Source organism: Mesorhizobium sp. M0011 (assembly GCF_040324155.1).
In the GTDB taxonomy this organism is placed as follows: Bacteria; Pseudomonadota; Alphaproteobacteria; order Rhizobiales; family Rhizobiaceae; genus Mesorhizobium.
Map to the genome: position 1 here is coordinate 34,736 of NZ_JAMYVQ010000011.1, position 25,123 is coordinate 59,858.

Consider the following 25,123-nt stretch of genomic DNA (forward strand, 5'->3'; position numbering starts at 1 on the left):
GCAATCCTATATCCTATACGATTTTAAAGCGGATATGTTTTAGGGGCGAGAGACACGCGCTTAGACCGTCCGATCCCAAGCCCAGTTCAATCCCTCCGTTTCCAGTCAGCCGCCGTCAAAGGACCGATCATGACCCTCTTCGCCGCCCTGCGGTTGCCGCGTGAAATCCTGTTCGGGAAAGGGCAGCGCCATGTGCTGCCCACGGTCGCCGCCCGGTTCGGCCAACGTGCGCTGGTCTGCACCGATGAGCGTTTCGCGGGCACAACGGTATTCGTCGACATCATCAAGTCCCTTCAATCAGCCTCGATCGAAGTCCTTGTGCATGACCGCGTTCTGCCCGACGTGCCACGCGACACGGTCGGCATCTGTGTCGAGGAAGCCAAGGGGTTCAGGCCGGACATGGTGATCGGCATCGGCGGCGGCAGCTGTCTCGATTTCGCCAAATGCGCCACGCTGCTTCTCAGCCATGGCGGCAAGCTCCAGGACTATTACGGGGAGTTCAAGGTGCCGGGTCCGACACTGCCGCTGATCGCCGTACCCACCACGGCCGGCACCGGCTCCGAGGTGACGCCGGTCGCGGTGATTTCCGACCCGGACCGGACGCTCAAGGTCGGCATATCGAGCCCTCACCTTATCGCTGCAGTCGCCCTGTGCGACCCCGAACTGACAATGACCTGCCCCCCTGGCCTGACCGCGATCGCTGGCGCTGACGCTTTGACCCATGCGATCGAGGCCTTCACCGCCATGCGGCGCGGTGAAGACCCCAATCTGCCGCAACAGCATGTCTTCATCGGCAAGACTGCCCTGACCGACCATTTCGCGTTGCTCGCGATAAAACTGCTTGGCCGGAGTCTGGAGAAAGCCTGCAGCGACGGCACCGATGTCGACGCGCGTGCCGATGTCATGATGGGCGCTCTGGCAGCGGGCTGCGCATTCGGCACCGCCGGAACGGCGGCGGCGCATGCCGTGCAATATCCGGCAGGCGCCCTCACCCACACCGCCCATGGTTTGGGCGTGGCGACAATGATGCCTTACGTAATGACCTATAACAGCCGCGTCGCCGCTGACGAGATGGCAGAGATCGGCGCGGCACTTGGCTTGGAAACGAAGGCGAGAACCACCGCCCAGATGGCAGCCGCCACAATCGAGGAGATCAGGCGATTGTTCGCGGCGATCGGCATTACGCCAACACTGGCGGATCTAGGCCTCCCCGCCGACAAGCTTGACTGGACCGCTGAGCAAGCGCTCGGCATCGACCGCCTGATCAAGAACAATCCGCGTGCCTTCGATCTCGGCACGATGCGACGCCTCGTCCAGGCTGCCCATGACGGCGACATCGCCGCCTGCGTTATGTGAAGAACGGAACAAAGCGATGAATTTGAACGCTCAGCAGCTCGACCAGGATGGCTATGACGTGCGCGGTTTTTTGCACGGACTCTACATCGACGGCACTTGGCGACCGTCCTCCGACGGTCGGCTCATCGATGTCGTCGATCCCTCCTCCGGGGCGGTGATCGCGGCGGTTCCCGATGCGACAGTCGAGGACGCCACCGCCGCCGTCGAGGCCGCGGCCAAAGCAGCTAAGGGATGGCGGGAGACGGCGCCGCGCAAACGCTCGGAAATCCTTCGGCGCTGTTTTGAGCTCATGGTCGAACGCTCCGAAACGCTCGCCATGCTGATCTCGCTGGAGAATGGCAAGGCGTTGCGCGACGCGCGCGGCGAAGTGGCGTACGCCGCCGAGTTCTTCCGCTGGAATGCCGAAGAGGCGGTCCGGATTACCGGTGAATTCGGCACTGCGCCATCCGGCACCAACCGGATCGTGGTCGATTATGAGCCGATCGGAATCTGCGTGCTGATCACACCGTGGAATTTTCCGGCCGCGATGGCGACCCGCAAGATCGCGCCGGCGCTGGCGGCAGGCTGCACTGTCGTCCTGAAGCCGGCCAGTGAAACACCGCTGACGGCCTATGCGCTGGCGGCACTCTACAGCGAAGCCGGCGTGCCTGCCGGCGTCGTCAACGTGCTGACCACGACCAGTCCCGGGCCGCTGACTTCCGCCATGCTCTCCGATCCACGCGTCAGGAAACTGTCCTTCACGGGGTCGACGGGTGTCGGCCGAACCTTGCTCGGCGAGGCTTCAAAGCATGTCATTTCCTGTTCGATGGAACTCGGCGGCAATGCCCCGTTTGTCGTCTTCGACGATGCCGATCTCGACGCCGCCCTCGACGGCGCGATGATCGCCAAGATGCGCAACGCCGGCGAGGCCTGCACCGCCGCCAATCGCCTCTATGTGCAATCGGGAATCTATGATGCTTTTGCCGACGGGCTCCGCAAGCGCATGGCGGCACTTAAGGTGGGGGCGGGTCCGAATGCAGACACAGAATGCGGGCCGATGATCACCAGAAAGGCTGTCGACAAGATCGACCGCCTGGTCAAGGACGCCGTGGGCCGGGGAGCCAAGGTGCTTTGCGGCGGGGCGATTTCGGAGGAAGAAGGATTCTTCTATCCGCCCACAGTGCTGTCCGATGTGCCGCCCGATGCGGAGATGGCGCACGAGGAGATTTTCGGCCCGGTGGCACCCATCACACGCTTCGACACCGAGGCCGAGGCGATCGCACATGCTAACAACACGGAATATGGCCTGGCCGCTTATATATACACACGCGATGTTGGACGCGGCATGCGGGTGGCGTCGGGGATCGAGGCCGGCATGATCGGTCTCAACCGAGGACTGATGTCGGATCCGGCCGCACCATTCGGAGGCGTCAAGCAGAGTGGCCTTGGCCGCGAAGGCGGCCAGCACCACGGCATCGCCGAGTTCATGGAGGCTAAATATATTGCCGTCACCTTCTGAACCGGCAGTTATGTCAAAGGACCCATTCCGCACGCGCGACCATGTGGCCGATTTTGACGATATCGTGGCCGACATAGTGACTCGCAGCGCCGAAACCCGGGCGACCCTGCCGATGTCGGCTGATATCGCCTATGGCGAGGGCAAGGCCGAAAGGTTGGACCTGTTCTTTCCGCCCGGCGCGCGCAGGGATCTTCCCGTGCACATCTTCATCCATGGTGGCTACTGGCGCATGTTCTCCAGAAGCGACTATTCTTATGTAGCGAACACAGTCACCAAAGCTGGGGCGATCGCGGTCATCGTCGACTATGCGCTGATGCCTGAAGTCAGGATGGCGGCAATCGTCGACCAGATCCGGCGTGCCAAACAATGGGTGCTGGACAATATAGCCGCCCATGGCGGTGACCCTGCCCGGCTAAGCGTAAGTGGTCATTCGGCGGGCGCGCACCTGGCCACATTCCTGTTCGAAAAGACGCCAATGCCATCGCCCATACGTGCGGCGCTGCTGCTAGGCGGCCTTTACGACCTCAAGCCCCTTCAGACGTCCTTCCTCCAGCCGCTAATCGGAATCACCGATGAGGAGGCAACTGCCTTCACCCCGATGACGCGGTGGCATGACCCGGAGACGGCAGCGACCATTCTCGTCGGAGATCAGGAAACGTCACCTTTTCACCAGCAGGCCGCCGACTTCGGAAAGCGCTTACGCGCGCAGGGGCACCTTGTCTGCGACCTCCGCCTGAATGACCGAAACCACATGAACAGCGTGCGTGATCTGGGCATCAGCGGCACACAATCTGGCGATTGCCTGATGGCGATGATCGAGGGAAACGGCCTATAGGACGGAAGCTGGGGAAAGTAGAGCCGCTTGACTGCCGGGCCAGACACTCCCGTCACTCAAGAAAGTACCGTCACGGGATCGCGGCAGCTACCGGCATCGGGCTGAGCTTTGCGGCAGGTGAAATCCGGCAGAGGACACAACCGACGATTCCTCATCGTCTTTCTCCACACTGCATGCGAGTGGTGCCGATCGACCATCGCGACGCCCACCGCTCCGTCGGCATCATCACCGCGGGGCTATGTGCACCAGTCCTTCTCCGAACAGCTGATGAACCTCATCCGCACCAATTTGCGAACTGGCAAACTGAGCATCGCGCCTTCGGACAGGCACCTTGCACGAGCGCCGAGAATGGTGCGGGACGCCGTCATTCGCAGGCCGGCCTCACCTGAATATCAGCGCACGCTCAGTCGGTCTGGATCCAGATCGACTTGGTCTCCAGATATTCATGCAGATGTTCGATGCCGCCCTCGCGGCCGTAGCCGGACATCTTCATGCCGCCGAACGGCACCGCCGGGTCGATGGCGTGGTACATGTTGACCCACACCGAGCCGGCCTTGATGCGGCGGGCGAGCTTGTGGGCGGTGCCCAGATGACTGGTGAAAATGCCGGCGGCCAGGCCGTAGGGCGTCGCATTGGCCCGCGCAACGGCTTCGTCGAGCGTGTCGAACGGCATCGCCGAAATCACCGGACCGAAGATTTCTTCACGCGCGATGGTCATCTTGTCCGACACCGCGCCGAAGACAGTCGGCGCGATGAAATTGCCGCCGTCGTAGATCTCGCCGGTCAGTCGCGAGCCGCCCGCTATCAGTTCCGCGCCTTCGTCGCGGCCGGCCTTGATATAGCCCACCACCTTGCCGGCCTGCCTGGCATTGATGAGCGGGCCGATTTCGGTTTCCGCCTCAATGCCATGGCCGATGCGAAGCCTGCCGGCAAACTCGGCGACCCGGCGCACGAATTCGTCATGGATTTCGCGCGCCACGAACAGCCGCGATCCGGCGATGCAGATCTGGCCCGAATGAACGAACACCGCCATCGCGGCGACAGGAACCGCCTTGTCGATGTCGGCATCCCGGCAGACGATGATCGGCGATTTGCCGCCGAGTTCCAGGGAAACGCGCTTGAGGTTGATCACGCCCGCCCGCGCGATGGCCTGGCCGGTCAGCGTCGAGCCGGTGAAGACGATCTTGTTGACGTCGGGATGTTTAGCGAGCCACGCACCGGCCTCCGCCCCGGTGCCGGTGACGACGTTGACGACGCCGTCGGGAACGCCGGCTTCCTGCATCAGCCTGGCGATCAGCAACGGCGTCAACGAGGCATCCTCCGAGGGCTTCAGCACGATGGTGCAGCCGGTGGCGAGCGCCGGCGCGATCTTCCAGATCGAAGCGGCGGTCGGAGCGTTCCAGGGGATGATCGCGCCGACAACGCCCACCGGCTCGCGCCTTGTGAAGCTGACGATCTCGCCAGGGATCGAATTGTCTATGGATTCGCCATGCAGCGCGGTCGCCATGCCCGCATAGAAGCGCAGCATGCCGATGACGCGCCGCCGGTTGGCGAGCGTGCGCGTGATCGGCAGTCCCATGTCGAGAGTGTCCGAAACGCTGAGCTCTTCCCAATGGGTCTCGAAGAGATCGGCGATGCGCAGAAGCACGCACTGCCGCTCATAGGGCGAAAATTTTGACCATGGCCCTTCGAAAGCCGTGCGCGCAGCGGCCACCGCCGCATCGACGTCGGCCGCCGAGCCACGCGGCACGGTGGCCAGCACTTCGCCAGTCGCCGGGTTGAGCGCCTGCATCTCCTGGCCGGACCGTGCCGGAACCCACTTGCCGCCGACGAACATCGGCCGGAATTCGCCGTGGTAGAGCGCCGTGGCCTTCGCCCGCGGGTCGAAATTCAGCGTCATCCCTTCCTCCTCACAATTCCGTGGCGACCATGCCTCCCACGCCGGTCGACCTCAAACAAAGAAAGCTAAAAGGGCGTTCAGATAATCGGACTGTGCAATGTACGCGACTTCCCCGATGGTGCCGGCAATGGAGGAGCAGATATGAGACTTGCTGGCAAGGTCGCCATCGGCGGTAGACCTGGCCCGCTCGGCCTTTGGCGGTCTCGACATACTGGTCAACAATGCCGGCGTGGCCCAGCCGCCCTGGCGCTCGAGACGATGGACGAAGAGATGTTCGACCGGATCGCCAACGGCGGCGTCTCGCCTCGCCCGAATTTGACTTGGTGCAATGCTTCAAGGGCTGGGCGATTGCCGCCACCCGGGCCATGGCCGTGGAACTCGCACCGTTCGGCATCCGCGTCGTCGCCACCATTCCAAGCCTGTGCCATAGCGCCTGCCTGACGGCAGGCGGTTAGCCGCCGCCGCCCATGGTCACGGACATGAAGGCCCGGAAGGCCGCCGCTGCCGGTTCGATTGATCTGTCACGCGACCAGGCCAGGCCGACATCCATAGTGGGGATGGGCTCGACAAGCCCGCGCACTTCGATGCGCTGCCCCTCCAAGGACCAGGGGCGGTAAACCATGTCGGACAGGACAGTGACCCCCATGCCGGCAGCCACGAGCGACCGCACGGCCTCGACCGAACTGGTGGTAAGGACGGCGCGGAGCGAAAGCCCCGCGGCATCCCAGTAACGGGCGGCCGTCGTACGTGCCTCGTCAACCGTCAGCATGACATAATCTTCCGCCGCCACATCGGTGAGGCTGATTTCCTGTCGCGCGAGCAGGTGATGATCAGCCGAAAGCCAGAGCCGGCGGTTCGACCGCATCAAGACCTCCTGCGCCAACTCCTTGGTGTGCTCCAGGTTCGACACCAGCATCACGGCCATGTCGATGTCCCCGCACATCAACCCGCTTTCGAGAGCGTCTCGGGGCAGTTCCAGCACCTCGACCTCGATCTCGGGATAGGTCTTTCGAAACCGGGCGTAGTGGCGCGACATGTAGTAGCCGACGACCGTGTAGGTCATGCCCAGCCGCAGCTTGCCCGCCAGGCCTTTCCTATCGCGCAACGGGCTTCGGACGGCGGCAGCGACGGCCCCGGTGATAACCCGCGCATGTTCAAGAAACCGCGCGCCCTCCATCGTCAATCTTACGCCAGCGTGGTTACGCTCCAAAAGCCGTACGCCCAGGTCAGCCTCAAGCGTCTTTATCGCCGCAGTGACCGCCGATTGCGAGATGTTGAGTTCCACCGCAGCATGACTGACCTGTCCGCTCTCGGCGGTCGCGATAAAATAATCAAGCTGTTTCAAGGTGATGGTCATGGTGCGCTCCGGCCCAGAACCATTATCTGTTTTTTTGATATGACAATCAATAAACTACTATTTCACAAACGCCTTCGCATGCGCAAAAAATGCTGCAACGCCGCAAAGACGGCAGCTTCGAGGGGTAACAATGCGATGGCGGTGACGCTAAACTGCGACATGGGCGAAAGCTTTGGCCTCTACAAGGTTGGCGATGATATGGGCATGATGCCCATCATCGACGTTGCCAATGTCGCCTGTGGTTTCCACGCTTCTGATCCGGATCACATGCACGCCGCCGTCCGCAGCGCCAAGGCGAGTGGCGTTAAGATCGGCGCCCATCCAGGCTTGCCCGACATTCAGGGTTTCGGCCGGCGCGAGATGCGGATGACCCGCGAAGAAGTCAGGAACACCATCATTTACCAGGTGGGAGCGCTTGCCGGCTTCCTCAAGGCCGAAGGTGTGGAACTCCACCACATCAAGCCGCATGGCAGCCTTTACTTCATGGCCATGCAGCAGGAGGCAATCGCCCATGGCGTGTGTGACGCCGCAGAGGTTTTCGGCGTACCCCTCTTCGGCATGACGGGCACCCTGCATGAGAAGATCTATCAAGAGCGCGGTATCCCATTCGTCGCCGAGTTCTATGCCGATCTCGACTACGATGCCTCCGGCAAGCTGATCTTGACACGCGTTCATGACGCCAAGGACCCCGCAGAGATGGCCGAGCGGTGCGTACGCGCCATCAGGGAGGGCGAGGGCACGGCAGAGGACGGCAGTTTCTTCCCCGTACGCTGCGAAACCATCTGCGTGCATTCCGATACGCCGAACGCCATCGAAATAGCCAGAGCCGTGCGCACCGCAATCGCCCCCTGGCACTGAACTCGACCGAACCCGCCCGCGCGGGCGGTTCCAAATTAGTCTGTCCGCAGTTTTCCGGAGCTTTTTATGGCCCAGATTCTTTCGCCTCTTCCCGGCACTTTTTATCGGAGCGCTTCGCCAGACCAGCCGCCCTACAAGGCGGATGGGGACGCGGTTTCCGCCGGAGACGTAATCGGTCTCATCGAAGTGATGAAGTCGTTCCACGAAGTGAGGGCCGAGACGGCCGGTACGAACATCCGCTTCATTGCCGACAATGAAGACCCCATCATGGCCGGCGCACCTATTGCGGATCTCGACTGATGCTGAAAAAGCTTCTGGTTGCCAACCGGGGCGAGATAGCGGTCAGGATCATCCGGGCCGCGCAAGATTTGGGGATCACCACCGTGGCGGTGTATTCGGCCGCAGACGCCGAGTCGCTCCACGTCCAGCTTGCGGACGAAGCGGTCAACATCGGCCCACCAGCAGCAAAGAAGTCCTATCTCAATGTCGAAGCAATTCTGAAGGCTGCCCGCGACACCGGTTGCGACAGCGTTCATCCAGGCTATGGGTTCCTTGCCGAGAATGCCGCGTTTTCCGACGCGGTCACAGGCGCTGGATTGGTCTTCGTCGGCCCGTCGGGAGATGCGATCCGGATGATGGGAGACAAGGTCTCGGCGCGATCCGCCGCCGCCGCTACAGGTGTCCCTGTGGTGCCTGGCTCGGCTGGCCGGGTCGAGGGCCTCAAGGCTGGCCACGAGGTGCTGACCGCAACCGGTTTTCCGGTGATGATCAAGGCGGCGGCAGGCGGCGGCGGGCGGGGCATCCGCATCGCCAACTCGCTCGCCGAGTTCGAGCAAGCCTTTCCTCAAGCCGAAGCAGAAGCCCTCGCCGCCTTTGGCGACGGTGGCCTCTACATGGAAAAGGTGATCGGCAAGGCCCGCCATATCGAGGTGCAGGTGCTGGCGGACGGAAGCGATGCCATCCACTGCTACGAGCGGGAGTGCTCGCTGCAGCGGCGACGCCAGAAGGTTTGGGAGGAGGCGCCGTCGCGCGCACTTTCAGACAGGCTGCGCGAGGAGCTCTGCGCTTCGGCGGTCGCTTTGGCCAAGGCGGTCAAATACTCTGGTGCCGGCACGGTAGAGTATCTTTATGACGATGAAGCAGATCGCTTTTACTTCATCGAGATGAACACCCGTATCCAGGTCGAGCACCCGGTCACCGAAGCGATCACCGGCATCGACCTCGTTGCGGAGATGCTTCGCATCGCCGGCGGCGAGAAGCTGCGGATCCGGCAAGGCGATGTCTCCGTCAAGGGGCATGCGATCGAAGTCCGGCTCAATGCCGAAGACCCGGCGAAGGAGTTCGCTCCATTCCCGGGGCAGGTGGCCGAGCTTCGCATTCCCGGCGGTCCGGGCGTACGCTTCGATTCGATGCTCTACCAAGGCTATCAGGTGCCGCCCTTTTATGATTCGCTGCTTGCCAAGCTGATCGTGCATGCAGAGACGCGCGAGGCGGCGATAGTGCGCCTGATCCGCGCGCTCAACGAGTTGAAGATCGGCGGGCTCAAGACCACCAAGCCGCTGTTTCTTGCGCTGGCCGCCGATCCGGCGGTGCGGGCGGGAGACGTGCATACCCGCTGGCTGGAAGGCTGGCTCATCGAAAACGCCGCAGCTTTGGCGGGTTAAGGAGGACCGATGTCGATACGATTCAACTTCGGCGGTGACGAACATATCTTCGGCGAGGTGTCCGAGGAAATGTCGCTCACCTCCTTCTTTACCGGCCTTTCGATGACGAACGCGGTGCGTACGGCAGGCATCCGAGGTGTCACCGAGATCTGCCCTGCCAACGCCAGCTTCCAGATTCGCTTCAACCCCGACATCGTCAAGCCGCAGGATTTGCTCAGCGAACTGAAGTCGATGGAAGAGGCGGCCTCGAAGGCGGACCCGGTGCTGAAGACCCGGATCATCGAACTGCCGGTTTATTTCCAGGATCCATGGACGCGTGAAACCTGCTTGCGCTTCCGCGAGCGCCATCAGGACCCCTCCTCCACCGATCTTGAATATTCGGCCCGCATCAACGGCTACGCCACGGTGGAAGAGTTTATCGAGGCCTATTCCGGCCAGCCCTGGTTCGTATCGATGGTCGGCTTCGTCGCCGGACTGCCCTTCCTGTACCAGATGGTTGAGCGCAAGAAACAGATTCAGGCGCCGAAATACTTGCGTCCACGCACCGACACTCCCAAGCTCACCATTGGCCATGGCGGCTGCTTCGCAGCGATCTATTCAGTACGCGGCGCTGGCGGCTACCAGATGTATGGCATAACCCCGGCCCCGATCTACGACCCGACCAGGAAGGTGCGCTACCTCTCCGATGACATGTGCCTGTTCAAGCCAGGCGACATCGTCAAGTTCAAGGCCATTGGTCGCGATGACTACGACGCCACGCTGGAGGAAATCGAAGCCAATCGGTGGCAGCCGACGGTTCGCGAGTGCACCTTCAGCCTGAAGGACTTCAACAGAGATATTTACGGCACCAATGCAAAGCTGATGGAGCTTATCAATGACCGTTAAGGTAATCTCTCCCGGCCTCTCCACTTCCGTGCAGGACCTTGGTCGACCAGGCCACTATCATGTCGGCATTCCCGAAGGCGGCGGCATGGACCGCTTTGCCACACGCATCGCAAACCTGCTTGTCGGCAACAATCCGGGTGCCGCGGTGCTCGAAGCCACCTTCATGGGCCCCGAACTCGAATTCACCCAATCCGCGGTCGTCGCCGTCACCGGCGGAGAACTCCCCCCCAAACTCAATGGCGAGGAGCGGCCGACCTGGGAAAGTTTTCCGGTGAAGGCCGGTGACCGGCTTTCCTTCGGCTTCCTCAAGGGCGGCGCGCGCGCTTATCTGGCCGTCTCCGGCGGCATCGACGTACCCGTGGTTCTCGGTTCGCGCTCGACTTACATTCTGGGCGCACTCGGCGGCCATCAGGGCCGCACGCTGAAGGCGGGTGATGAGCTTCCCCTCGGCGAAGGTTCCGGCAAAGCCGGTCTTTCACTGCCTGCAAATCTGCGCCGCGCGGGCAATAGTCCGGCGAAACTCAGAATGCTTCCCGGGATGTACTGGCATCGGATCACCGAGGCTGCCGGCAATCGGTTCTTTGAGGAAACCTGGAAGGTCGCGCCCGAAGCCGACCGCATCGGCTATCGCTTCCGGGGCGGGACGCCGCTGGAGTTCGTCGAGCGCGAGCAGCCTTTCGGTGCGGGCTCCGACCCCTCGAACATCGTCGATGCCTGCTATCCCTACGGATCCGTCCAGGTGCCGAGTGGCACGGAGCCGATCGTTCTTCACCGGGACGCGGTTTCGGGTGGCGGGTACATGATGCTGGGCGTGGTGATATCGGCCGACATGGACCTTATCGCCCAGCTCCAGCCGCACACCCCGGCGCGCTTCGTTCCGGTGACGCTGGAAGACGCGCTTGCCGCGCGAACCGAACAGCGCGCCGCGCTGGCGCGTGCTGAAGGACATCTGGCCGGCTGACGTCAGCCGGAAAAATGCCGGCGGAGGAGCCGGTGGCGAGGAGATCGGCCGGCCAAAACCGACCGTGCGTGGCGGAAGACAAAATCCGGTGCGCGAAACGACAAGACGACGCCGGGCAACGGCGTGAATTTGGCATCCGAGCAGTCCGCTAGAGACCGCCGGAACCGACAGGGGAAGACATTTGCAACGTGACTGGCCGCAAGGCCGGATGCTTCGCGCCTTTCCGTCGGTAGAAAGAAGGAAAGGGTCATGAGTCATCTGAGCGCGGAGAACGTCTCGGTATCGTTTGCGGGGCTGAAGGCCCTGTCATCGGTAGACCTCCAAATTACGCCCGGCCGCATTAATGGCCTCATCGGCCCGAATGGCGCTGGCAAGACCACGCTCGTCAACGTGCTGACCGGCTTCCAGGCACCGACGGAAGGCACCATCAAGCTCGACGGCGCAGCACTCACGGGTCTCAAGCCGCATCAGGTCCGGCGGCGCGGCATCGCCCGCACCTTCCAGGGTGGGCGGCTCTTCCGCGACTTGCCTGTGCTGGACAATTTGGAGGTAACCGGCGTTGGCCTGGGAATGAGCCGGCGCGCTGCCATCGCCGAAGCGGAAGCGATGCTCGACTGGATAGGCATCGGTGCGCTGAGCACCCGCATCGCCGGAACGTTGCCATATACGGACGAGCGCCGCGTCGCCATTGGCCGCGCCCTGATGGGACGGCCCGCATACATCCTGCTCGACGAGCCCGCGGCTGGCATGAGCGCACTGGAGGCGCGGGAGCTTTCGGCCCTGATAAGACACATCGCCGCCGATCTCGGCTGTGGTGTCCTGCTCATCGAGCACAATGTCGGGCTGGTGCTCGGCCTCTGCCAGCATATCGTCGTGCTCGATTCCGGAGCGATCATCGAGGAAGGCCCGCCTGCCGCGATCCGCGACAGCGAGAAGGTGCGCCACGCTTATATGGGCACTGCCGCGAACACCGACCTGCCTGTGCTGGAGGCGATGGAATGAGCCTGCTCGCCCTTTCCGATATCACTATTCGCTATAGCCGTCTCACGGCGGTCCGAAATGTCTCCTTCTCCATGGCCGAGGGAGAAATCCTGTTCATCACCGGCCCGAACGGAGCCGGGAAGTCTTCGCTGCTGCGCGCGATCGCCGGTGTTACGCCGGTGGCGGGCGGCCGGATCGACCTTGCAGGTCATGAGATCACCGGCCAGGCGCCGGAAAACATCGCCCGGCTCGGATTCTCCATGGTGCCGGAGGGGCGCGATGTCTTCGGCTCGCTGACGACCGAAGAGAACCTCCTGGTCGGAACCGGCATGCACGCCCGCGAACGCGGCTGGCGCAGCCGAGCGGCCGACGAACTCGAAGCCGTCTACGCAACCTTCCCGATGCTGAAAGAGAGGCGGCACGGGCAGGCGGGATTGCTGTCCGGCGGGCAGCAGCAAATGCTGGTCATCGGACGCGCGCTGATGACCAATCCGCGGCTTGTAGCCATTGACGAGCCTTCGCTGGGCCTCGCCCCCAACATCAACGACCAGGTCTACGAGCGGCTGATCGCGCTGCGTGCGCTGCGCCAGCTCACGCTCCTGATCGTTGAGCAGAGCTCGGCCCGAGCGATGATGGTGGGCGGGAGGATGATCCTGATGCGTGGCGGACAGATCGTGCTCGATGGCGACGCGCGGACGCTCGGCAACGGCGAGGCGATCCAGGCTGCCTATTTCGGCTACGAGGACAATTGAGATGCTTCAGATCCTGTTCGACGCACTCTCGCTTGGCTCGCTGTACGCGCTCGGAGCGCTCGGCATCGCCCTCATCTTCGGCGTCATGCGGCTGGTGAACTTCGCGCATGGCGACGTCATCGCCTTCTGCGTCTTCGCGCTGCTATGGCCGTCTACGGACGCAATGGCCATCGTCTTCGCCGGCCAATTGCCGTGGTACCTTCTGGTGCCCTTCGTCCTCCTCTGCGGGGCCGGGCTGTCGGTGCTGTGCGAAATCGTCGTCTTCAGGCGGTTCCGCCAGGCAAATCCGGCAACCATGATGATCGCCTCCTTCGCGCTCGGTTTCGTAATTCGCTACTTCCTGCTCATGCTGTTCTCCAGTCGGCCGAAATCGATTTCGCTGCTGCCCGAACTGTCCCAGCCGGTGGAGATCCTCGGTGCCCGGCTTCCCCTCCTCCAACTCATAACGATCGTGACTACGATGGTCATCCTGATCGGCCTGACATTGTTCCTGCGTCAAACTCGCTTCGGCCTGGAGATGCGGGCGGCGGCCGAGAACTTCTCGATGGCCCGCATGCTGGGTGTGCGTGCGAACCGGGTCATCATGGGTGCGTTCGCCCTCTCCGGCGCGTTGGCCGCCGCCATTGCGCTGATCTTTGGCGCCCAGACAGGCACGCTGGACATCCAGATGGGCGCCTCGATCATGTTGATGGCCTTCATCGCCACCGTCATTGGCGGCCTCGGCAGCCTCGGGGGAGCCGTGCTCGCCGGCTTCCTGCTGGGTGCCGCCTCGGTGATCATGCAGGTCATGCTGCCCATCGACGCCCGGCCATTCCGCGATGCCTTTGTCTATGGAGCGGTCATCCTCGTCCTCCTCTTCCGCCCGCAAGGGCTTATTGCCGCGCGCGGCACCAAGGAAAGGGTCTGATTTCATGGCTGTCGCCGCCTCCCTAGCCAACTCTACCGCTCCCGGTGCCGCGGCTGCCAAGCAAAAGCCCGCCCGCTTCGCACTTGCGCGCCGCACAATCCTGACGCCGGTCCTGCTTTCTCTGCTGCTGCTGGCCATCGCGCTGATCACGGTGATGACCGGATCGCGGCCCTTCAACCAGACGGTGATCGACGTGTTCGTCCGTGTCATCCTCGTCGTGGGCCTATACATCTTTATCGGAAATTCGGGCGTTCTCAGCTTCGGGCATATCGGCTTCACCTGCCTTGGCGCCTACGCGGCCGCGTGGCTCACCATCAACCCGATGATGAAACGCGGTTCGTTGCCGGGACTGCCCGAATGGCTGCTGGCGACCCGATTGCCTTACTGGCAATCGGCCGTGCTGGCAGCCTTGTTCGCCGCCCTCGCCGCTCTCATCTTCGGGCGGGTGCTGATGCGATTATCGGGCATCGCAGCATCGATCGCGACCTTCGCGATGCTCGCCATGATCAACACAATTTATTCCAACTGGGAGAGCGTGACCGGAGCGACCTCATCGGTCGTCGGCATTCCGATCGTGCGCGTGATCTGGCCATATCTCATCGGCGCCGTGGTCGCAATCTTCATCGCCTGGGTGCACGCGATCTCCCGGTCTGGCCTAGCCCTTCGTGCTGCCCGCGACGAGCCCACCGCCGCCGCGGCTTCCGGTATCGACATTCCCAGGGAAAGACTGGTGGCGTTCGTCGTATCGGGCGCGGTGATGGGGCTGGGCGGTGCGCTGATGGCTCATTCCATCGGCGTGGTCACACCCGATACATTCTATCTCGGTCTCACCTTCATCACCCTTTCCATGCTCGTCGTCGGCGGCATGGGCAGCCTGTCGGGTGGTGTGGTGGGTGTCGTCCTGCTGTCCGCCCTCATCCAGGCGCTGCGTTGGCTGGAGGCAGGCGTATCGCTCGGCGAGTCCACGTTCGCCCTCCCGAAAGGGGTTCAGGAAATAGCCCTCGGCGTCATCATGATCGTGATCCTCGCGCTTCGCCCATCCGGACTCATGGGCAACCGCGAACTCACCTTACCTCGCAGCAGTCGCAACAAGTGACCGGCGGCACAAGCCCGACCGGAAAACAAAAAAGGAGACGTGCATGGCATACAAAATGAGAATTGTCGCAACCGCTCTGGCCTCGATGTCCATCGCATACCCGGCCCTGGCCGATGACAAGACTATCGTCATCGGCTTCGCCACTGCGGAGTCGGGCTTCATGGAAGCCTATGACAAGCCTGCCCAGGAGGCGGCTTTGATCCGCATCGACGAGATCAATGCGGCTGGCGGTCTGCTTGGAAAGCAGATCAAGGTCGTCAAGGCCGACACCAAGTCCGACCGGGCCGAAGGCGCCAAGGCTGGCCTCTCCGTGCTCGACCAGGGTGCGGATCTCGTGGTCGTGTCCTGCGACTACGACTTCGGATCGCCGGCTGCGCTCGCGGCCGAGGACGCAGGCCGTATCTCCTTCTTCCTGTGCGCGGAATCGGTCAAGGCCGGCATCCAGGGTGTCGGCCCGCACAGCTTCTCCGCGTCGGTGCTGGCGGCCGTGCAGGGAGCGACCATGGCCGAGTGGGCATTCAAGGAAAAGGGCGCAAAGGACTTCTACCGTCTGCTCGATACCTGGACGGCCTACAACAAGGGCATCTGCGACGGCTTCGACTGGATGATGCCGAAGCTCGAAGCCCAGGGCGCGAAGCTTGTCGGTGAAGACACCTTCAAGAACGAGGATGCCTCCATCGCCGCGCAGATCACCCGCATCAAGTCTCTGCCGAAGGAGCCGGATGCGATCATGCTTTGCACGATGATGCCGGGCGCCGTCTCGGCCATCAAGCAGCTTCGCGCCGCGGGTATCAATTCCATGATCCTGAATGGATCGGGCGTCGACGGTAGCTATTGGCTCTCGGCTGTGCCCGATCTGACGAACTTCTACGTCCCCGTTCAGGGATCGATCTATGGCGACGATCCCAATCCGGCCGTGCTGAAGTTCAATGCCACCTACAAGCAGAAGACAGGCGCCGATCCCTCGAGCCAGTATGTCTTTCCGGGTTACGTCATGGTCGACGTCTGGGCCAAGGCGGTGGAGCGTGCAGGCACGGCCGATGCCGACGCGGTCGTCGCGGAACTGGAAAAGATGAAGAATGAGCCGACACTGTTCGGGCCTCGTACCTTCACGCCGGAACTGCATCACCAGAACCAGACGCGGTACCTGATCGTCGAGACCAAGGCCGGCAAGCCGGGTGTTGTAGGCAACTGGACGATTTCCGAGCCGGTACCGATGGAAGCCTTGCTCAAGTAGGAGAAGATGGGCCGGGTAAGCCCGGCCCTTCATATGCGGAAGGCCCTGTTCCTTTGGGATGACTGGGCCTTTCGTCTTTTGAGGATATTGCCTTTGAGCAAAAAACGAGGGCGGCCCGTTTGGACCGCCCTTGTCGCCCGATGAATCCAGATTTTCGCTACCCTCGCGCTTTGCGGTAGGAATCCTTGAGCGCTATGAGCTCCCCCGAGAAAGCGAAGATATCGCAGCCGTCGACTTCGATTTGCTGCCCCGCTGCCGTGGTGCCGACGAAGCGCCATGATGAAAGCCCGGTGTCGCCCGTCACGATGTGCCGTCCCCTGATCCACGCGCCTTTCGGGAAGGCATCGAACAGCGCTGCATAGGCGACGCGCACTGCGTCACGCCCCACATGCTTGCGCCCTTCGGCATCGGGGCCGGCCGAGCCGTGGAAAGCGCAATTCTCAACCATGCAGTCCATCAGCGCGCCCACGTCGCGAGCGTTCCAGGCCGCGAGGAACCGGTCGAGCACGGCGAGCCGCCTGGCTGCGAGATCGCCAGCCTCAACGACTTCGACCTCCAGAAAGGCGAGCGGTGCATCGCCGGCATTGATGACGTTGTGGGCCACACCCGTCCGCCGCGAATAAGGCACCCCTTGGGTGAGAGCGGCTTGCGACTGCGCGCCGTCCGGGCCTTCGAGACCGAGCTTGCCGTCCGTAAGCGGCACGATGACGTAGTCATGGCCATGGATGTGCCAGCCGGTCTCGGCCCCGGTGGCAAAGCGCCATTCGGTGACCCGAAAGCGTTCGTCGTCGATATGGACGACCGGTTCGGCTTTCATGCGGGTCATTCAAGCCCCTCCTTGGCAACCGCACCGGTCAGGCGCTCAAGCGTCCGGCCCATGCGCGTCATGATTTCCTTCACATCGTCTTCTGTCGAGATCATCGGCGGACAGAGCGCGAGCTGGTCGCCGATGGCGCGGAAGATGAGGCCTTCCTCGTGGCCGATTCCCGCTGCGATACTCCCTGCGCGCCCAACCTTGGCGAAGGGGCGTTTCGTCGCCTTGTCTGCCACCAGCTCCACGGCGCCGATAAGACCGGTGCCCCGCGCTTCGCCGACAAGCGGGTGATCGGCGAACGAGCGGATGCCGGCCTGGAACGACGTCTCAAGGCGGGCCGCGTTTCCGATCAAGTCCCGCTCCTCGAAGATGGCGAGGTTTTCGAGACCCACCGCCGTCGCGACCGGATGACCCGACGCCGTGAAGCCGTGGCCGAAATTGCCGATCGTTGCGGTGTTGTCGGCGATCGCCTGATAGATCGCATCGGAGAAAATGACGGCGGCAAGCGGCATATAAGACGACGTGATTTGCTTGGAGACCGTCATGATATCAGGCGTGAAGCCGTATTTCTGAGCGCCGAAAGGCGTACCAAGCCGCCCGAAACCACAGATCACCTCGTCTGCTATCAGGATGATATCATTTGCCCGGCAGATTTTCTCCACGCCTTCCCAGTACCCGACCGGCGGTGGCAGAACGCCGCCGGCTGCCATAAGCGGCTCGCCTATGAAGGCTGCAATGGTGTCAGCCCCTTCTTCCGCGATCACCGCTTCCAGCTCGGCGAGCAGACGCGCCGTGAAGGCGGCTTCGTCTTCGCCTTCCATGCCGAAGCGATAGAAGTGCGGACAGGTCAAATGGCGAACGGGAATCGCCGGAAGATCGAAGTCGCGATGGTTGACCGGCAGGCCTGTCAGGCTGCCGGAGGCGACGGTGATGCCGTGGTAGCCCTTGGTCCGTGCCAGGAATTTCTTCTTTTTTGGCCGGCCCAGCGCGTTGTTCATGAACCACATCATTTTGACGATGGTGTCGTTGGCTTCCGAGCCCGACGAGGTGAAGAAGACACGCGTCAGGTTTTCCGGCGTCATCTCCACAAGTTTCTCAGCGAGCCGGATGGATGGCTCATGCGCCTTGGAGGAGAAGGTGTGGTAGTAGGGCAGCTTCAGCATTTGCTGGTAGGCAGCGTCGGCCAACCGCTTTTCCGAAAAGCCGACGCCCACCGACCACAGCCCGGCGAGCCCTTCGATGTATTCCTTGCCGCGTTCGTCATACACACGGATGCCGTCACCGCGGCTGATGATCAGCGGCCCGGTTTCCTCGTGCTGACGCAGGTTTGTGTAGGGGTGCATGGAGGTGGCGATGTCGGCGGCGGCGAGAGAGTTGGAAAGCGCATCCATGGAAGTCCTCAGCGGCTTGGGGAAATGGTTCGGGCAGTGAGTGCAAGATAGTCCTCGATCCCATGCGTGGAGCTTTCACGATTCGGGAATGAATCATGGCAGGCTGTTGGAATGGGTGTCGATGATCCGCCGCATCAGCGCGGCGACGTCGCGCGCATTCGGAGGATCGGAGTGGATGCAGACGGTGTCGAAGTCGACCGGGCGGATCGTACCGTCTGTCGTGACGAGTTCGCGTCGGGTAAGCGCCCCCACCATGCGGTGCTCGGCAAGCGTCAGGTCGATGGCCGACTGGACGCGCGGAATGATCAGGCTGCCGCCGGGAGCGTAGGCAAGATCGGGAAAGAACTCGCCCACGAAGGCGACGCCGAGTTCGGCTGCCGCCGTCTCGTGACAGGTTCCCGCCAGGCCGAAGAGAGGGACGCCGAACGGCTTGACCGCCGCGGCAATCGCCCGGGCAGTGTCCATGTCGTGCGCGGCCATGCCGTAGATGATGCCGTGCGGCTTGACATGGCTGAGTTGCCCGCCCTCGGCGGCCAGCATTCCTGTCAGCGCACCGATTTGGTAGAGGAAGGCGGCTGTCAGTTCCTCCGGCTGAAGTTTCATCTCGCGCCGGCCGAATCCCTCGCGATCGGGAAGGGAGGGATGCGCGCCAACCTGCTTTCCGTGCGAAAGCGCGAGCCGCACGGTCTTCAGCATCGTCCATGGATCGGAGGCGTGGAAGCCGCATGCGATGTTGGCGCAATCGATGTGAGGCATGATGCCGGCATCGTCGCCGAAACGCCAGTTGCCGTAACTTTCCCCCATGTCGCAGTTCAGGGTGACCATGGTTTGCTTGCCTCAGCCCAGAGTGTTCGACGCCCAGCCGGGGGCGATGTGCGGGAATTCCGGCGGGGGTTCGCGCTCGTGCAGCAGCCGAAGCACGCGCGGCGGCGTCAGTGGCAGCTGCCGCACCGGCTTGCCGATAGCGCGTGCCACAGCGCAGCCGATCGCCGCGCCCACGGCCAGGATCGGGACCTCGCCCGCGCCCTTGGTGCCGAGCGGCCCCATCGACGGTGCGCCCTCGTAGAGGTCGGCGGCGACCGGAACCACGTCCTGCGCCAGCGGCAGGCGATAGGTCTCGAAATCGTCCTGCGCGATGCGTCCGTCGGCGGTGATCGTCACCTCCTCATGCAGGGCGTAGCCGAGACCCTGCACGACACCACCCTGTATCTGGCCCATGACCGCGCGCGGGTTGAGTGCGCGGCCGACATCCTGCACCACGCGATAGGCCAGCACCTCGACATGGCCGGTGTCCGGGTCAACCGCCACCTCGGCCTCGTGGACAACGAAGACGGGGATGTCGAGCGCATCGATGAAATGCCCCATGGCGCAGCCGGACATTGCCGGAGTGTTCTTGGCGGTAAAGGCTCCGCTTCCTGTGATCGGGCCGGTGGTGGCCTGCGCATGGGCGACGACGGCGGGGATCGACATGCCGGAACCGGGACGTCCCGCGATCTCGACACGACCATCCCGCAGCACCAAGTCTTCCGGTCGGGTCTGGAGCATCTCGCCGGCGGTCCGCAGCAGCTTTTCCCGCACTTCCGCGCAGGCAGCCACACTTGCCGCGCCGATGGACACGGTGGTTCGTCCGCCGCCAACGCCGACATCGAGACCGGCGGCATCGGTGTCGGCTTCGCGCACGATCACCTGGTCGGGAGCGAGGCCGAGTTGCCCGGCCACGATTTGCGGCAGGGATTGCACCATCGTGCCAGATCCGATCTCCACACCCGACGTGACCAGTGTTGCACTGCCGTCGGCGTTCAAATTCACCGTCGCCGCCGAAGGCCCGACGAAAACGAACCATGTGCCGACCGTGGTTGCAATACCATAGAGCCTGCCGTCGGCCTCGGCCTCTGATGTACCGGTACTGGCGCGCAGTGTCTCCATGCGATCGAGCATCGGACCCAGCACGTCGGCCTCGAAAACCTGGCCCGTGGCACCGAGATCACCATCTCCCAGGACATTTTTCTTCCGGAACTCCATCGGGTCGAAGCCTAGCGCATCACAGATTTCGTCGGTGTGTCGCTCCAAAGCGAATGTGTTGTAGACGCCGTTGCAAGCCCGGAAAGCACCGTTGGGTGGTGTGTTGGTGTATACGGCGCGGCTGACGAGCCGCGTTGCGCCAACCCTGTAATTGCCGCCCAGCGTGTGCGCCGTCATCGTCGTCAGAAAAACCTGTTCGCCTCCATACGCGCCGCAGTCCATCAGCACGACCGCCTCGCGCCCGGCGATGTATCCTTCGGCAGTGACAGCGGACCGGATGCGGATTTCCGCATTCTCGCGGCAGAGGCAGGTTGCCATCTCTTCCTGCCGGGTATTTTCCAGGACCACCGTGCGCCCGGTCATCCGCGCCAGAAGTGCAGTGATAGGCTCGATCGATGCATCGAATTTCAGGCCGAACCCGCCGCCGACAGGGGGTACTGTGACCCGCACACGCCCGGGCGGAAGCTGCATGACCTTTCCGGTGACGTTGCGCACGGTCCAAGGCACCTGCGTCGAGGTCTGTATGTGAGCACGGCCGTCCTCCCAGGAGCCGATGGCAACGCGCGGTTCGAAGGGCACATGGTTCTGCCGGCCGACGGTAAAGCTGCTCTCGACAATGCGTATGTCGGGGCGGGCGAAGGCCGCATCGACGTCACCGCGGCTGGATTTTGCCTCCCATGCGATGTTGCCGGCACGTGCACCGCCCTCGGTGATCACCTCATAGCCGCGCCAGCCCTCGTGGACGAGACGGGCGGCGGGCTGGAGCGCTTCGGCCATGGTGGACACCGGTGGCAGCGGCTCGACCTCAAGCACGATGACCGCAAGCGCCGCCCGCGCCTGCTTCTCCGTTTCGGCGGCAACGACGGCGATTGGCTCGCCATGATAGCGGATAATGTCGATGGCCAGGAGCGGATGGTCGGCAATGCCGATGCCGTAGAGCCCTGGCGCGTCGGCGCCGGTCGCCACCGCGCGCACACCAGGACAGCGAAGTGCTGCCGAAACGTCGAGCTTGCGGATCCGCCCAGCGGGAACGGTCGACCGCAGCAGCACGGCATGCAACATGTCGGGGCGAACCCGGTCGTTGGTGTATCTCGTGCGCCCGCGCAGCTTGTCCTGCGCATCGCGGCGGGGAAGATTCATCACCGTGGCGGACAGCTCAGACATGGATGCCTCTTACCACCTGGCCAGCCATCCGCGCTTGGTCGAGGCAGTCGGCCACGGCGTCGACTATCCGCTCATATCCCGTGCAGCGACAGATGTTGCCGACCATCGCCGCCTTGATTTCGGGACGGCTCGCATGCGGATTGTCACGCACGAACGCCGAAAGGCTCATGACCATTCCCGGAAAACACATGCCGCATTGCACGGCATCGGCCGCCTCGAAATTGGCCTGGAGCGGGTGCAGCGCCTGGTTTCCGGAACTCAATCCCTCGATGGTCGTCACCGCGCATCCCTGGACGAGGCCAATCGGCTTCAGGCAGGACGGCACCGCTTCGTCGTCGACATGCACCGTGCACGCGCCGCAAAAGCCTTCGCGGCACACGGCTTTGGTCCCCGTCAGGAATCGTTCCTGCCGCAAGATGTCGACGAGCGGCGTCATCGGATCGCCATCAAAGCGGCAGTCCTCGCCATTCAGCTGGAATGTCACGGTCATGCCAGGCCCCCAGTCTTGAGAAGTGCGGCAACACCGCGTTTGACCAGCGGCGGAAGAACCTGGCGGCGGTACCAACCCTCCGCCTCCTTGCCGTCGCGGCCCTGAAAATCATTGTGCTCCAGCGCAAGCCCGGCGGCGCGTTCCGGATCGAACGCAGAGGCCGAGTCCGCCGCCATGGCCTGTTCGAGCGCCGTCCAGCGCCGCGCTACCGGCTCCACCGAGCCGACGGCGATGCGACATCGTTTGTCTTTGTCTACCGCAAGCGAGACGATGGCGACCGGATAGTCGCCGGCTTTCCGAAGCGGCAGGCGGATATGAGCACTTGCGACAAGGTCGCGGCGCAGATGAATTCTCGTCACAATCGCTTCGGCCAGCAGCGTATGCCTGTCTTTGAGGAAATCTGAAATGCCGAGAAGTTTTGGGCCTTCGAACGTCTCCAGTTCCACCGCCGCCTCACAGACGAGAAGCGCAGGGGCGAGATCGGCGGCGGCAAAGTCGAGGGCACAAAGGTTGCCGCCCACGGTGGCGACCTTTCGGATGCCGGGATTGGCCGCATTCTCCGCCGCGGCAACCAGACCTTCGAAGCCCACTGCCCCGTGCAACGCGCGGCCAAGGACTGCATGGGTAACGGCTGCGCCGATCACGACATGGTCCGGTTCGATTTCGACCTTGGACAAGGCGGGTATTCGGTGGAGTGCGACCACCGCCTCGGGAAGGTCGACCCCGCGCCGTGGATCACGCATCATCCAGGTGCCGCCGGCAAGCACCGCCGCGCCTTGCCGGCGTGCGGCCATTGCCTCTTCAATCGTGCTGGCTGCGGTGAACGATCGTTCCACGCTTGGTGCCATCTGTCATACCCCTCGGAAGCAGCCAACTTTCGCGGCGCTGCAGCATTGTTGCTCCAGCTTTAGGCTCCTGTGAAATAGTAATTCTTTGAGTATCGTATCGAAAAAACAGATAACTCTGCGGCGTGCTCTTTGGCGCTCAGGCCCAGTGAGCGACCGTGCGTTTCTCAAAGCTCTCACGGAACTGGGCGGTGGTTCTGGGGAGGAGTTCGCCAGTCTCCCAGTGGAGGATCACGGCATAGTGCCGAACCGCATCGAGCGTATCGATCTCGCCGGAGCGATATTTGCGCGCGACCTCCTCAGGATCCATGCGTGCCCAGTCCTTCCGTTTCGCCCGGATGTCGGCACGGCAGGCTTCGGTTGCCGTCCCGTCGATTTCGTACTGGCACAGGTCGCGGTCGATTTCGCGGATCACCACGCCGTAGTCAGTCTTGGCGCGCTCCAGGGAAACGTAGTCGTCGATCACGTCCTCCATCACCTTGCGGGGCTCGCGCTGCAGTGGATCGCCGAAACCGCCGCCGCCGGCCGTCGGACGAGCGAACTGGTCGCCTGTGTGGACGGAGTAATCGGAGAATACGGAGCCGAGCCAGATCTCGGTCTCTTCTCCGGCGCGCTTCATGGTCAAGCCGTGGGGCATCGACGGCAGGCCTCCTTCGACACCCCAGACGACAGCGCGCTCGCGGTCGCAAATATAGGACATGACGGCATTTTCAGCCTCAAGCAGCAACGAGGTCTTCTGCACGCCGACGCCGCCCCGCCATTTGCCAGGCCCGGCTGAATCCTGCTTGATCTGGAACTCGACCGTCCGAGTCGGATTCACCCGTTCGTTGCCTTCGTTCGGTTGCGACATCAACCCGGTTCCGAAGCAGGCGGTGGTGACATCGGCACCATCCTTGCCGTTGCGCCCGCCCCAACCGCCCGGCAGCCATTCGTAGAACATGAAGATCGGCTTTTCGGGTTTGCGCGCGTCCCGTCCCCCGGCCAGCAGATATTCGAGGTTGAAGGCGCAGGCGATAGCGCGTTCGGGCATGATCTTCGACCACATCTCGAAGATCGCGTTCATGATCTTTTCGAACGGCATCAGGAACCCGGTCACCGCCACCGGCCATTCCGCACTGACGATGCTGTTCTTTGGCGCAGTCACCTCGATCATCCGGTAAAATCCGCTGTTGAGCGGGAGGTCCGGAAAGAAGGTTTTCATGCCGGCGACCACGGCCGAGAAGGTCGCGCCCGGGGCGGAATTGTACATCGAGGCAATGGTCGAATGGCTTCCCGTAAAGTCGTAGTGGATCGTGTCGCCCTTGATCGTCATCTTGATGCGGATCGGGATCATGCCTTCGCCGGCACCGAGATCCCGGTCGATGTAGTCGACCGTCTCCCAAGTGCCGTCGGGCAGCTCCGCGAGACGCTTTCGCACGGCACGTTCGACGTAGTCCTGAACCTCCTCCATCCCGCGCATGACCTGGCCGCGTCCGTACTTCTTGACCAGCCGCAACAGTTCGCGCTCGGCGGCCTGCGTCGCCTGCGCCTGGGAATGGATGTCGCCAATGATCGACGCGGGATCGCGCGTGTTGGCCGCGATCATGTTGGCGACGTCGGAGCAGAAGCGGCCGCGCTGGAAAAGGCGCAACGGCGTGATCCGCAGGCCTTCGCGAAACATGTCGCGGGCGGTGACGTCGAAGGAACCCGGCACCGAGCCGCCGAGATCCGACCAGTGTCCGTTCGACTGGGAGAAGCCGATCAGTTTGTCTTCATCGAAGATCGGTCGGACGAGCCGAACATCGCTGAAATGCGTACCGCCGGCATAGGGATCGTTGATTGCGTAGACGTCACCGGGTGCCATATCGCCTTCGAAGACCCGGATCACCTCCTTGCATGTGTTGTGCAGTGTGCCGACATGGACCGCGATGTCGTAGTTGCCCTGGGCAACGGAGTTGCCATCGGCGTCGTGCAGGGCGTTCGAAAAGTCTCGGTTGTAGATGACGAAGGAATAGCAGGTGCGAAGCATCTGTTCGGCCATCTGGTCGACGGTGGTGATGAAGGAGTTTTTCAGCACCTCGAACGTTACCGGATCGAGGCCAGGGCTCGTTTCAATCAGCTTTGTCATGTC

At 62.9% G+C, this 25,123-nt stretch carries 23 protein-coding genes; 14 read left to right on the plus strand and 9 right to left on the minus strand.

Features of this window, described 5'->3' with window-relative positions; all coding sequences use genetic code 11:
- The first annotated feature begins 129 nt into the window (after positions 1-129).
- The 3 genes from NKK51_RS14640 to NKK51_RS14650 are packed head-to-tail and all read left to right on the plus strand — an operon-like array spanning position 130 to position 3,689.
- Positions 130-1,356, plus strand: a complete 1,227-nt coding sequence (locus NKK51_RS14640) for an iron-containing alcohol dehydrogenase (RefSeq protein WP_352553534.1) — start codon at positions 130-132, stop codon at positions 1,354-1,356.
- A gap of 16 nt (positions 1,357-1,372) precedes the next feature.
- Positions 1,373-2,854, plus strand: coding sequence for an NAD-dependent succinate-semialdehyde dehydrogenase (locus tag NKK51_RS14645; RefSeq protein WP_352553536.1), 1,482 nt, complete (start codon positions 1,373-1,375; stop codon positions 2,852-2,854).
- Positions 2,855-2,864: 10 nt separating this feature from the next.
- Positions 2,865-3,689 carry an alpha/beta hydrolase gene (locus NKK51_RS14650; RefSeq protein ID WP_352553674.1) on the plus strand — a complete coding sequence of 275 codons (825 nt, stop codon included), beginning with the start codon at positions 2,865-2,867 and terminating at the stop codon, positions 3,687-3,689.
- 403 nt (positions 3,690-4,092) lie between these two features.
- Here the strand turns inward: NKK51_RS14650 and NKK51_RS14655 are convergent, their stop codons facing one another.
- Positions 4,093-5,589, minus strand: a complete 1,497-nt coding sequence (locus tag NKK51_RS14655) for an aldehyde dehydrogenase family protein (RefSeq protein ID WP_352440673.1) — start codon at positions 5,587-5,589, stop codon at positions 4,093-4,095.
- A gap of 320 nt (positions 5,590-5,909) precedes the next feature.
- On the opposite strand from NKK51_RS14655, the gene NKK51_RS14660 reads away from it, so the two are divergent.
- Positions 5,910-6,044 (plus strand): hypothetical protein, encoded by a 135-nt coding sequence (locus tag NKK51_RS14660; protein ID WP_281040467.1) that lies wholly within the window; start codon positions 5,910-5,912, stop codon positions 6,042-6,044.
- Here the strand turns inward: NKK51_RS14660 and NKK51_RS14665 are convergent.
- Positions 6,041-6,946 carry a LysR family transcriptional regulator gene (locus NKK51_RS14665; RefSeq protein ID WP_127294331.1) on the minus strand — a complete coding sequence of 302 codons (906 nt, stop codon included), beginning with the start codon at positions 6,944-6,946 and terminating at the stop codon, positions 6,041-6,043. The genes NKK51_RS14660 and NKK51_RS14665 overlap by 4 nt on opposite strands.
- 135 nt (positions 6,947-7,081) lie before the next feature.
- Here NKK51_RS14665 and NKK51_RS14670 point away from each other — a divergent pair, with 135 nt between their 5' ends.
- From NKK51_RS14670 to NKK51_RS14715, 10 genes are all read left to right on the plus strand, one after another.
- On the plus strand, positions 7,082-7,804 hold the full coding sequence (locus NKK51_RS14670) for a LamB/YcsF family protein (protein ID WP_127255327.1): 723 nt from the start codon (positions 7,082-7,084) through the stop codon (positions 7,802-7,804).
- Positions 7,805-7,870: 66 nt separating this feature from the next.
- Positions 7,871-8,104 carry an acetyl-CoA carboxylase gene (locus NKK51_RS14675; protein ID WP_013533152.1) on the plus strand — a complete coding sequence of 78 codons (234 nt, stop codon included), beginning with the start codon at positions 7,871-7,873 and terminating at the stop codon, positions 8,102-8,104.
- Complete coding sequence (locus tag NKK51_RS14680; RefSeq protein ID WP_352553538.1) at positions 8,104-9,468, plus strand: acetyl-CoA carboxylase biotin carboxylase subunit; 1,365 nt, start codon at positions 8,104-8,106, stop codon at positions 9,466-9,468. Before NKK51_RS14675 ends, NKK51_RS14680 begins: the two co-directional genes overlap by 1 nt.
- A gap of 9 nt (positions 9,469-9,477) precedes the next feature.
- Entirely contained in the window at positions 9,478-10,353 is an 876-nt protein-coding gene (locus NKK51_RS14685) for a 5-oxoprolinase subunit B family protein (RefSeq protein ID WP_352553539.1), read from the plus strand.
- Positions 10,343-11,314 (plus strand): 5-oxoprolinase subunit C family protein, encoded by a 972-nt coding sequence (locus tag NKK51_RS14690; protein ID WP_352553540.1) that lies wholly within the window; start codon positions 10,343-10,345, stop codon positions 11,312-11,314. The genes NKK51_RS14685 and NKK51_RS14690 overlap by 11 nt, the downstream gene beginning before the upstream one ends.
- Before the next feature lie 249 nt (positions 11,315-11,563).
- Positions 11,564-12,316: an ABC transporter ATP-binding protein gene (locus NKK51_RS14695; RefSeq protein ID WP_352553542.1), complete on the plus strand. Its 753-nt coding sequence runs from the start codon at positions 11,564-11,566 to the stop codon at positions 12,314-12,316.
- Positions 12,313-13,047 carry an ABC transporter ATP-binding protein gene (locus NKK51_RS14700; protein ID WP_352553544.1) on the plus strand — a complete coding sequence of 245 codons (735 nt, stop codon included), beginning with the start codon at positions 12,313-12,315 and terminating at the stop codon, positions 13,045-13,047. Before NKK51_RS14695 ends, NKK51_RS14700 begins: the two co-directional genes overlap by 4 nt.
- Before the next feature lies 1 nt (position 13,048).
- Entirely contained in the window at positions 13,049-13,954 is a 906-nt protein-coding gene (locus NKK51_RS14705) for a branched-chain amino acid ABC transporter permease (protein WP_095483664.1), read from the plus strand.
- A 4-nt stretch (positions 13,955-13,958) separates the two neighbouring features.
- Positions 13,959-15,050, plus strand: coding sequence for a branched-chain amino acid ABC transporter permease (locus tag NKK51_RS14710; RefSeq protein ID WP_352440675.1), 1,092 nt, complete (start codon positions 13,959-13,961; stop codon positions 15,048-15,050).
- A 43-nt stretch (positions 15,051-15,093) separates the two neighbouring features.
- Entirely contained in the window at positions 15,094-16,287 is a 1,194-nt protein-coding gene (locus NKK51_RS14715) for an ABC transporter substrate-binding protein (protein WP_023808984.1), read from the plus strand.
- Positions 16,288-16,444: 157 nt separating this feature from the next.
- Here the strand turns inward: NKK51_RS14715 and NKK51_RS14720 are convergent, their stop codons facing one another.
- The 7 genes from NKK51_RS14720 to NKK51_RS14750 all read right to left on the minus strand — a co-directional run bounded on the left by NKK51_RS14720 (position 16,445) and on the right by NKK51_RS14750 (position 25,120).
- Entirely contained in the window at positions 16,445-17,113 is a 669-nt protein-coding gene (locus tag NKK51_RS14720; RefSeq protein WP_352553546.1) for a nuclear transport factor 2 family protein, read from the minus strand.
- Positions 17,110-18,492 (minus strand): aspartate aminotransferase family protein, encoded by a 1,383-nt coding sequence (locus NKK51_RS14725; RefSeq protein ID WP_256747151.1) that lies wholly within the window; start codon positions 18,490-18,492, stop codon positions 17,110-17,112. Before NKK51_RS14725 ends, NKK51_RS14720 begins: the two co-directional genes overlap by 4 nt.
- 93 nt (positions 18,493-18,585) lie before the next feature.
- On the minus strand, positions 18,586-19,317 hold the full coding sequence (locus NKK51_RS14730; protein ID WP_352553548.1) for a LamB/YcsF family protein: 732 nt from the start codon (positions 19,315-19,317) through the stop codon (positions 18,586-18,588).
- Positions 19,318-19,329: 12 nt separating this feature from the next.
- Positions 19,330-21,678, minus strand: a complete 2,349-nt coding sequence (locus NKK51_RS14735) for a xanthine dehydrogenase family protein molybdopterin-binding subunit (RefSeq protein WP_352553550.1) — start codon at positions 21,676-21,678, stop codon at positions 19,330-19,332.
- A complete protein-coding gene (locus NKK51_RS14740) occupies positions 21,671-22,168 on the minus strand; it encodes a (2Fe-2S)-binding protein (protein WP_352553551.1) in 498 nt (165 codons plus the stop codon). The genes NKK51_RS14735 and NKK51_RS14740 overlap by 8 nt, the downstream gene beginning before the upstream one ends.
- A complete protein-coding gene (locus NKK51_RS14745; protein WP_352553553.1) occupies positions 22,165-23,016 on the minus strand; it encodes an FAD binding domain-containing protein in 852 nt (283 codons plus the stop codon). Before NKK51_RS14745 ends, NKK51_RS14740 begins: the two co-directional genes overlap by 4 nt.
- A 136-nt stretch (positions 23,017-23,152) precedes the next feature.
- A complete protein-coding gene (locus tag NKK51_RS14750) occupies positions 23,153-25,120 on the minus strand; it encodes a hydantoinase B/oxoprolinase family protein (RefSeq protein ID WP_352553555.1) in 1,968 nt (655 codons plus the stop codon).
- Positions 25,121-25,123 lie beyond the last annotated feature (3 nt).